The 9238-nt window shown below is 67.9% G+C and carries 8 protein-coding genes; 7 read left to right on the top strand and 1 reads right to left on the bottom strand.

All coding sequences use genetic code 11. From position 1 onward, the window contains the following. The 3 genes from ACRDUX_RS10375 to ACRDUX_RS10365 form a co-directional block, all read left to right on the top strand. On the top strand, positions 1-669 hold a 669-nt coding region (locus ACRDUX_RS10375), incomplete at its 5' end, for a hypothetical protein (protein ID WP_526413563.1). A gap of 88 nt (positions 670-757) precedes the next feature. Beyond that, positions 758-1336 carry an RNA polymerase sigma factor gene (locus ACRDUX_RS10370; RefSeq protein ID WP_526413561.1) on the top strand — a complete coding sequence of 193 codons (579 nt, stop codon included), beginning with the start codon at positions 758-760 and terminating at the stop codon, positions 1334-1336. Continuing rightward, entirely contained in the window at positions 1329-2528 is a 1200-nt protein-coding gene (locus ACRDUX_RS10365; RefSeq protein WP_526413559.1) for an anti-sigma-D factor RsdA, read from the top strand. Before ACRDUX_RS10370 ends, ACRDUX_RS10365 begins: the two co-directional genes overlap by 8 nt. A 179-nt stretch (positions 2529-2707) precedes the next feature. Here the strand turns inward: ACRDUX_RS10365 and ACRDUX_RS10360 are convergent, their stop codons facing one another. Beyond that, complete coding sequence (locus tag ACRDUX_RS10360) at positions 2708-3112, bottom strand: DUF5319 family protein (protein ID WP_526413557.1); 405 nt, start codon at positions 3110-3112, stop codon at positions 2708-2710. A 166-nt stretch (positions 3113-3278) separates the two neighbouring features. On the opposite strand from ACRDUX_RS10360, the gene guaB reads away from it, so the two are divergent. The 4 genes from guaB to guaA all read left to right on the top strand — a co-directional run. Beyond that, positions 3279-4820: an IMP dehydrogenase gene (guaB, locus tag ACRDUX_RS10355; RefSeq protein WP_526413555.1), complete on the top strand. Its 1542-nt coding sequence runs from the start codon at positions 3279-3281 to the stop codon at positions 4818-4820. A 65-nt stretch (positions 4821-4885) separates the two neighbouring features. Next, on the top strand, positions 4886-6013 hold the full coding sequence (locus ACRDUX_RS10350) for a GuaB3 family IMP dehydrogenase-related protein (protein ID WP_526413565.1): 1128 nt from the start codon (positions 4886-4888) through the stop codon (positions 6011-6013). A 90-nt stretch (positions 6014-6103) separates the two neighbouring features. After that, positions 6104-7840 (top strand): GMC oxidoreductase, encoded by a 1737-nt coding sequence (locus ACRDUX_RS10345; RefSeq protein ID WP_526413553.1) that lies wholly within the window; start codon positions 6104-6106, stop codon positions 7838-7840. Positions 7841-7916: 76 nt separating this feature from the next. After that, positions 7917-9238: glutamine-hydrolyzing GMP synthase (guaA, locus tag ACRDUX_RS10340; RefSeq protein WP_526413551.1), on the top strand; the 1322-nt coding region annotated here is incomplete at its 3' end.

Genomic DNA, 9238 nt, shown 5'->3' with positions numbered 1-9238 from the left:
GGCCGCTATGCAAGCGCGATCGCCGACCTGGAGATGCTCGGCCGCTCACGGCCCGACGGCCCGCTCGCTTCCCTCGCATCGAGTACGCGCGCCTCGTTCCTGCGGCAGCTCGGTGGGCATCACGCCGCCCGGCAGTGGGATGGCCGGGCCTGGGCCGTCGCCGGGGCGAACGTCGAAGCGGGGGCCGATGCGCTGATCGGATTGGCCGCCGATGCGCTGGGTGTCGGTCGGTTCGCGGCGTCGAGTCGGTTGCTGCGGCGCGCGGGCGACCTCCTTGGCGAGGACACCGCGGGGCGGCTGCCCGTCCGGCTGTCGTGGGTGCACGCCGAACTGGCGATGGTCATGGGAGATGGCGCGTCGGCCGTCGGACACGCGGAGCGCGCGGTGGCGCTGGCGTCGCGGTTTACCTCCACGAGACACGTCGTGAAATCCCAGGTCGTACTGGCCGCCGCACTGTGCAGCGTGGGCGCGTTCGACACCTCCCGTCAGGTCGCCGATGAGGCCCTTGCGAACACCGAATCGCTCGGGTTGATACCACTGAGCTGGGCTTTGGCCTGCCTACTCACCGACATCGGCAGCTCCGTCCACTCGCCGTCGCAGATCCGCGTTGCTCGCGACGGGTACGCCGAGACCGTCAGCAGGAGGGGAGGAACGTGGTCGGCGCGGTGAGTCTGCGAGTCACTTCTTGATCACTAGTCTTTAGCTGACACAACCGCGGGGACGTGCCCCATCAGTAACGCTGGAGATATCGCCCACGATGACAATTTCGGGAGACAGTCTCGATGGCGTCGTGGCCAAGGCGGTAAACGGCGACCGAGATGCACTCCGGACAGTGCTGGAGACCATCCGGCCGATCGTGTTCCGGTATTGCCGGGCGAGGATCGGGTCAGCGGAGCGAAGTGGCCTTTCAGCAGACGACGTGGCTCAGGAGGTTTGCTTGGCCGCCATCACGGCGCTGCCGCGCTACGAGGATCAGGGGCGACCCTTCCTGGCCTTCGTTTACGGCATCGCCGCGCACAAGGTCGCTGACGCACATCGCGCTCAGGGGCGCAATCGCGCCGACGCGACCGACACGCTCCCGGAGCGGCCCTCCGTCGAGGCGGGCCCCGAGCAGATGGCGATCGACTCCGATTCGGCAGCCCGGATGAACCGGCTGTTGGCGATTCTTCCCGAGAAGCAGCGGGAGATCCTGGTGCTGCGCGTGGTGGTCGGCATGAGCGCGGAGGAGACCGCCGTGGCGGTCGGCAGCACCGCGGGAGCGGTGCGCGTGGCTCAGCATCGTGCCCTGGCGCGACTGAAGGGCGAGCTGAACGGAATGGGGCCTCGAGATGCCTGATTTCGGTCGCTGGACGTCCAATGGTGGAGATCCGTCGCTCAACGAGATCAACAGGGCCGACCGCTTCTTCGAAGCACTCGCTTCCAAACAGCCGGTCTACTCGACCGATCCCGCGGAGGCCGAACTCGCCTTCCTGTTCTCCGAGTTCCGCGACGACGTGCGCGACCCAGCCGTCACCGCCCCGGTCAGCCTCGGCGACGCCGTCGTGGCCTTGGAAGGCGGACGGTCCAAGACCCGGGGTTCACGCAGGGGCTTCGCGATCGTCGGGTCGGTGGCCGCCGCGATGTTGTGCATCGGCGGGTTCGGCACGGCCGTCTACGGGGCAGGCCCTGGTGACTCGCTCTACGGCATGCGCACCGCGATCTTCGGCCAGCAGGAACAGACCCGTGACGACCAGGTCTCGCTGGCCTCGGCGCAGCTCCAGCAGGTGCAGCAGCTGATCGACCAGGGCCAGTGGCAGCAGGCACAGGACAAGCTCGTGCAGGTGAGCTCCGCCGTGCAGGGCGTCGACCAGGTCGAGAGCAAGCAACAACTCGTCGAGCAGTGGAACGCGTTGACCTACAAGGTGGTCGAGCAGAATCCGGCAGCGACGCTTCCGCCGGGGGAGCCGCTGCCCGTTCTGCCGTCGTCGCCCTTGACCTGGCTGCCGGTGCCCGTCGTCGAGGCACCCACGTCGGAGACGACCACCACGACGACGTCGGACACCTCGACGACCTCGGACACGTCGACGTCCTCGGACACGTCGACGACCTCGACGACCTCGACGACCTCGACGACGTCGGAGACCACGGTCAGCTCGGAGCCCTCGGACTCATCCACCCCGCCCGAGACTCCGACGACGTCGCCACCCGAGTCCCCGGCGCCCGCCACGGCTACGACGCCGTCATCCGCATCGACATCGCCATCGACGGTCCCGTCGAGCACCTCGACGTCGCCGGCTCCGAGCAGTACGTCGTCGCCAAGTCGCACCAGCACCACGACGACCACCGTGGCAGCGACTACCACGACGACCACCGCCGCGGTCACCGTGCCGCCCAAGGCTCCCGAGGTCACGGTGCCTGCAGCGACGTCGGCCGCCCCGCCGCCTGCCGTGTCGGCCCCGCCAAGCGCGTCGGTTGAGCCGAGTCCGCCTGCGGTGTCGACGCCGCCCGAAAGGCCGGCTGTGGCCCCGACGACGACAGTCGTGCCGTAGTCCGGCGGTGTGTCCTAGGCAGGGAGCCGCGTCAGCAAAATCGCTGGGCGGTTGAGGCTACCCGTAGAACTTGGTGAGATGCCCTGCCGGTCAGCGCTCAGCAAATGAAGATGGGTGCCGCGGGCGACCACGGTGAGTGCGATCGGACGGTGCGTTGATCGCGACGGCGAGCTACGCCGTCAGCGATATCCGTCGGACTCCGTCGCCGCCTCATTGAGCGACGCATCGGCATATCCGCGGCAGTAGTCCCAGGTCACGTACGCGTCGGGTTCGGGGTCGTAGGCTGGCTCGTGCGGACGCACCGTGCCGTCCACCAGCAGCTGCAGGAGGTTGGCCCGCAACATGTCCCAGTCGTGATAGTGGTCCTGCTGGCACTCGTCACAGCACACCACCAGGCCACGAATCCCCTTGTGCGCCAACAAGGCTTCGTAGACGGCCAGATCGGCCAGGTCTGCTTCGACCGCGATGCGTTCCTGCGTATCCAGCGGCTGGCCCGGCTCGAGTGCGTCGAGAGCCGCCGAGGGATCGCACGGATCGTCGGCGAAGGGATCGGGCGGCAAACCCGGTGGCAGGTGGTCACGCACAGGTCCACACTACGCAGGGCGTCGGGTATCGCGCCAGCGCTCCGCGGCGTTGCCGATGCCATGTCGCGTGTTCCAACCTCGTTGCCAATGGCGCGTGGCGGTCAAGAGCAGGGCCCGGCCCCGATAGGATGGACTCTTAGATCTGCGCCATCTGGAGGCCTCACCCATGTCGATCGCTGAAAGCAGCCTTCCCATCGCCGTTCCGGTGCCGACGGGGGGCGACGATCCCACCAAGGTCGCGATGCTCGGGCTCACCTTCGACGACGTTCTGCTGCTTCCGGCGGCCTCCGACGTGGTGCCCGCCGACGCCAACACGTCCAGTCAGCTCACCAGGCGCATCCGGCTGCGGGTGCCGCTGGTGAGCTCGGCGATGGACACCGTCACCGAGTCTCGGATGGCCATCGCGATGGCTCGCGCCGGGGGGATGGGCGTCCTTCATCGCAACCTGCCCGCCGCGGAACAGGCCGGTCAGGTCGAGACGGTCAAGCGGTCCGAGGCCGGCATGGTCACCGACCCCGTCACGTGCTCTCCGGGCAACACGCTGGCCGAGGTCGACGCCATGTGCGCGCGATTCAGGATCTCGGGTCTTCCCGTCGTCGATGCCGACGGTTCCCTCGTCGGCATCATCACCAACCGCGACATGCGCTTCGAAGTGGACATGAACAAGCCGGTCGTCGAGGTGATGACCAAGGTGCCACTGATCACTGCCCAGGCGGGCGTCACGGCCGATGCGGCGCTGGGCCTTCTGCGCAGGCACAAGATCGAGAAGCTGCCGATCGTGGACGGTCACGGCAAGCTGACCGGCCTCATCACCGTCAAGGACTTCGTCAAGACCGAGCAGTTCCCGCTGGCCACCAAGGACAGTGACGGCCGCCTGCTGGTCGGCGCCGCGGTCGGTGTCGGCGGAGATGCCAGGGAGCGCGCCATGACGCTGGTCGACGCGGGCGTCGACGTGGTGATCGTCGACACCGCCCACGCGCACAACCGCGGGGTGCTGGACATGGTCCATTGGCTCAAGACGGTCGCCGGCGATCGCGTCGAGGTGGTTGGCGGCAACGTCGCCACCCGTTCCGCCGCCCTCGCGCTGGTCGAGGCGGGCGCCGACGCGGTGAAGGTCGGCGTCGGCCCAGGTTCCATCTGCACCACGCGCGTCGTCGCCGGAGTTGGGGCGCCCCAGATCACCGCGATCCTCGAGGCGGTGGCCGCCTGCGCGCCGCACGGAGTGCCGGTGATCGCCGACGGCGGCCTGCAGTACTCGGGCGACATCGCCAAGGCACTGGCCGCCGGTGCGTCGACGGCCATGCTCGGCTCGCTGCTCGCCGGCACCGCCGAAGCGCCTGGCGACCTGATCTTCGTCAACGGCAAGCAGTTCAAGAGCTACCGCGGGATGGGGTCACTCGGCGCCATGCAGGGACGCGGGGAACAGAAGAGTTACTCGAAGGATCGCTACTTCCAGGACGACGTGCTTTCCGAGGACAAGCTGGTGCCGGAGGGCATCGAGGGCCGGGTGCCGTTCCGTGGGCCGCTGTCGACCGTCATCCACCAGCTGACGGGTGGGCTGCGCGCGGCAATGGGTTACACCGGTTCGCCCACCATCGAGCATCTGCAACAAGCGCAGTTCGTCCAGATCACTGCGGCGGGGCTGAAGGAAAGCCACCCGCACGACATCACGATGACGACCGAAGCGCCCAACTACTACGCCCGTTAGGGCTCTCGGGGGATTTCTCGATGAGCGCTTGCGCGAAGAGGAGATAATAGAGCCGCATGCGTGACATGGTCGAAATCGGCATGGGCAGAACCGCCCGTCGCACGTACGAACTCGACGACATCAACATCGTGCCGTCGCGACGCACGCGTTCTTCGCAGGACGTGTCGACGGCATGGCAGCTCGATGCCTACCGCTTCGAGATCCCGGTCATCTCTCACCCCACCGATGCCCTGGTGTCCGTCGAGTTCGCGATCGAGCTCGGCAGACTCGGCGGTTTGGGCGTGCTCAATGGCGAGGGGCTGATCGGCAGGCATGCCGACGTCGGGGCGAAGATCGCCCAGGTGGTGGAAACAGCAGCATCGGCGTCCGACGAATCGGCGCCCATCCGGCTCCTGCAGCAGTTGCACGCGGAACCCCTCGATCCCGAGCTGCTCGGCGCCGCCGTGTCGCGCATCCGCGACGCGGGAGTGACCACGGCCGTCCGGGTCAGCCCGCAAAACGCCCAGGCGCTCACCCCGGCGCTCGTCGCCGCGGGGATCGACCTCCTGGTCATCCAGGGCACGATCATCTCCGCCGAGCGCGTCGCCCAAGACGTCGAACCGCTCAATCTCAAGACGTTCATCTCGGAGCTCGACGTGCCCGTGGTCGCGGGTGGCGTGCTGGACCATCGCACCGCACTGCACCTCATGAGGACCGGAGCGGCCGGTGTCATCGTTGGATACGGCTCGACGTCGGGGGTGACCACCAGCGACGAGGTGCTCGGCATCAGCGTGCCGATGGCCACCGCGATCGCGGATGCGGCCGCCGCCCGCCGCGAGTACCTCGACGAGACCGGCGGTCGGTACGTCCACGTGCTCGCCGACGGCGACATCCACACCTCTGGCGAACTCGCCAAGGCCATCGCCTGTGGCGCCGACGCGGTCGTGCTCGGGACGCCGCTGGCCTCTGCCGCCGAGGCGCAGGGTGACGGTTGGTTCTGGCCGTCGGCGGCCGCACACCCGTCGCTGCCGCGCGGCGCACTGCTGCAGGTGGCGCTCGGTGAGCGTCCGTCGCTCAAGCAGGTCCTCAGCGGCCCGTCCGACGACCCGTTCGGCTCGTTGAACCTGGTCGGAGGGTTGCGTCGGTCAATGGCAAAGGCCGGCTACTGCGACCTCAAGGAGTTCCAGAAGGTCGGCCTGACCGTCGATCGCTAACCGTTCCCACCCCCGCCCGAGGAACTGCTGCTTTACAACTTAGGGTCGCCTGTCTAGCTTGTTACCGGCCGGTAAGTTCATACTGGCTCAATGGATCCTGACTACGACGTCCTGATCATCGGCTCGGGTTTCGGGGGCAGCACCAGCGCACTGCGCCTCACCGAAAAGGGCTACCGCGTCGGCGTGCTGGAGGCTGGTCGTCGCTTCGAGGACGAGGACATGGCGAAGACGTCGTGGGACCTCCGCAAATTCCTGTGGATGCCCAAACTCGGCATGTACGGCATCCAGCGCATCCACCTTCTGCGCAACTGCATGATCCTGGCGGGTGCCGGCGTTGGCGGCGGGTCGCTCAACTACGCCAACACGCTGTACGTGCCGCCGGAGCAGTTCTTCGCCGACAAGCAGTGGGCGCACATCACCGACTGGCGCGCCGAGTTGATGCCGCACTACGACCAGGCCACCCGCATGCTCGGCGTGGTTACCAACCCGACCTTCACCGATGCCGACCGCATCCTCAAGGAGGTCGCCGACGACATGGGTGTCGGCGACACCTTCACCCCGACGCCCGTCGGAGTGTTCTTCGGCACCGACGGCAAGAAGACACCAGGCCAGACGGTGCCCGATCCGTACTTCGGTGGTGCTGGTCCGGCGCGGACCGGCTGCATCGAGTGCGGGTCCTGCATGACCGGGTGCCGCTACGGCGCCAAGAACACGCTTCTGAAGAATTATCTCGGACTGGCGGAATCGGCTGGTGCAGAAGTCCTTCCGATGACGACCGTGACCAGCTTTCAACCCAGGCCCGGCGGCGGCTGGGATGTTCACACGGCGCGCACCGGACGGTGGTTGCGCAAGAAGAAGCGGACGTACACCGCCTCGCACGTGATCCTCGCGGCGGGGACATGGGGAACGCAGCAGCTGCTGTTCAAGATGCGCGACACCGGGCGGCTGCCGCAGCTGTCCGAGACGCTCGGCGTCCTCACCCGCACCAACTCGGAGTCCATCGTCGGGGCGGGGCGGCTGCGGGTCGGCTCCGATCTCGACCTCACCCACGGCGTGGCGATCACGTCGTCGATCCACCCCACGTCCGACACCCACATCGAGCCGGTCCGCTACGGCAAGGGCTCGAACGCGATGGGGCTGTTGCAGACGTTGATGACCGACGGCGCAGGCCCGGGCGGTACTGACGTGCCGCGCTGGAAGCAGCTGTTCAAGAGCGCCGAGGCCGATCCGAAGGGCACGCTGCGGCTGCTCAATCCGCGGCGGTGGAGTGAGCGCACGGTGATCGCGCTGGTGATGCAGCACCTGGACAACTCGATCACCACCTACACCCGGCGCGGCAAACTGGGCTTCCGCAGGATGACCAGCAAGCAGGGCCACGGTGAACCGAATCCGACCTGGATTCCGGCGGGCAACGAGGTCACCCGGCGGATCGCGAAGAAGATCGACGGCGTCGCGGGTGGCACGTGGGGCGAGCTGTTCAACATCCCGCTGACCGCGCACTTCCTTGGCGGCGCGGCCATCGGCGACAGCGCAGAGCGTGGCGTCATCGACCCCTACCACCGGGTGTACGGGTACCCGACGCTGTCGGTGGTCGACGGGGCCGCGATCTCGGCGAACATGGGCGTCAACCCGTCACTGAGCATCACCGCGCAGGCCGAACGGGCGGCGTCGCTGTGGCCGAACAAGGGCGAGGTCGACCAGCGGCCCGGCCAGGGCGAGCCGTACCGGCGACTCGCTCCCATCGCTCCGGAGCACCCGGTGGTTCCTGCCGATGCGCCTGCGGTGCTGCGATGGTTGCCGATCGAGCCCGTCAGCTCGGCGGGCTGATCCACACCCCGACGCGACTCGAGCGTCCGCTGCTGCCGCGCAGGGCCAGTCGCGTGGTCACCACTAGACTGGGCCAGTGGAAACCGCATCACCCAGGCCCGTGTTGGTGGTCGACTTCGGCGCGCAGTACGCGCAGCTGATCGCGCGGCGCGTCCGCGAGGCGCGGGTGTACTCGGAGGTGATCCCACACACCGCGACCGTCGACGAGATCAAGGCAAGAGACCCGCAGGCGATCGTGCTGTCCGGCGGCCCTGCCAGCGTCTACGCCGACGGGGCGCCGCAGTTGGACCCCGCCCTCTTCGACCTCGACATTCCCGTCTTCGGCATCTGTTACGGATTCCAGGCGATGGCACAGGCGCTCGGTGGCACCGTCGCGCACACGGGCACCAGCGAGTACGGCCGCACCGACCTGAAAGTCTCTGGCGGAGAGCTTCATTCGGATCTCCCCGAGAGTCAGCCGGTGTGGATGAGCCACGGCGACGCGGTGACGGCGGCACCCGAGGGGTTCGACGTCGTGGCCACCAGCGCTGGCGCTCCGGTGGCGGCATTCGAGAACCGGGCGCGCAGGCTCGCCGGCGTGCAGTACCACCCCGAGGTGATGCACACCGTGCACGGCCAGCAGGTGTTGAGTCGGTTCCTGCACGATTTCGCCGGCATCGATTCGACCTGGACGGCGGCGAACATCGCCGACGCGTTGGTCGACCAGGTCCGTGCACAGATCGGCGATGGCCGCGCCCTCTGCGGGTTGTCGGGTGGGGTGGACTCCGCGGTGGCTGCGGCGCTGGTGCAACGGGCCATCGGCGATCGGCTGACGTGTGTCTTCGTCGACCACGGACTGCTGCGTGCGGGGGAGCGCGGCCAGGTGCAGCGCGACTTCGTCGCCGCCACCGGCGCCAAGCTCGTCACGGTCGACGTTGAGGCGCGCTTCCTGGAAGCGCTCTCGGGGGTCACCAATCCCGAGGGCAAGCGCAAGATCATTGGCCGGGAGTTCATTCGCGCGTTCGAGGGCGCGGTGCGTGACGTCGTTGGCGATAGTGGATCCGAAGTCGACTTCCTGGTCCAGGGCACGCTGTACCCCGACGTCGTCGAGTCCGGCGGCGGCACCGGCGCGGCGAACATCAAGAGCCATCACAACGTCGGTGGTCTACCCGACGATTTGAAGTTCAAGCTCGTCGAACCCCTGCGCCTGCTGTTCAAGGACGAGGTCCGAGCGGTCGGGCGTGAACTCGGACTGCCCGAGGAAATCGTTGCGCGCCAGCCCTTTCCGGGTCCGGGCCTCGGTATCCGCATCGTCGGTGAGGTCACCGCGGCACGGTTGGACACCCTTCGTCGCGCAGATGCCATCGCGCGCGAGGAGCTCACCGCCGCCGGTCTGGACGACCAGATCTGGCAGTGCCC

Origin of the sequence: Mycobacterium sp. (assembly GCF_050701675.1) — a bacterium.
Taxonomy (GTDB): Bacteria; Actinomycetota; Actinomycetes; order Mycobacteriales; family Mycobacteriaceae; genus Mycobacterium.
This window is presented reverse-complemented; position numbering and strand designations above follow the sequence as displayed.

What these genes read in the sequence shown, in the direction of transcription:
- ACRDUX_RS10370 (WP_526413561.1), top strand. Translation starts at nt 758, where the DNA reads ATGACAATTTCGGGAGACAGTCTCGATGGCGTCGTGGCCAAGGCGGTA.
- ACRDUX_RS10365 (WP_526413559.1), top strand. Translation starts at nt 1,329, where the DNA reads ATGCCTGATTTCGGTCGCTGGACGTCCAATGGTGGAGATCCGTCGCTC.
- guaB (WP_526413555.1), top strand. Translation starts at nt 3,279, where the DNA reads ATGTCGATCGCTGAAAGCAGCCTTCCCATCGCCGTTCCGGTGCCGACG.
- ACRDUX_RS10350 (WP_526413565.1), top strand. Translation starts at nt 4,886, where the DNA reads ATGGTCGAAATCGGCATGGGCAGAACCGCCCGTCGCACGTACGAACTC.
- ACRDUX_RS10345 (WP_526413553.1), top strand. Translation starts at nt 6,104, where the DNA reads ATGGATCCTGACTACGACGTCCTGATCATCGGCTCGGGTTTCGGGGGC.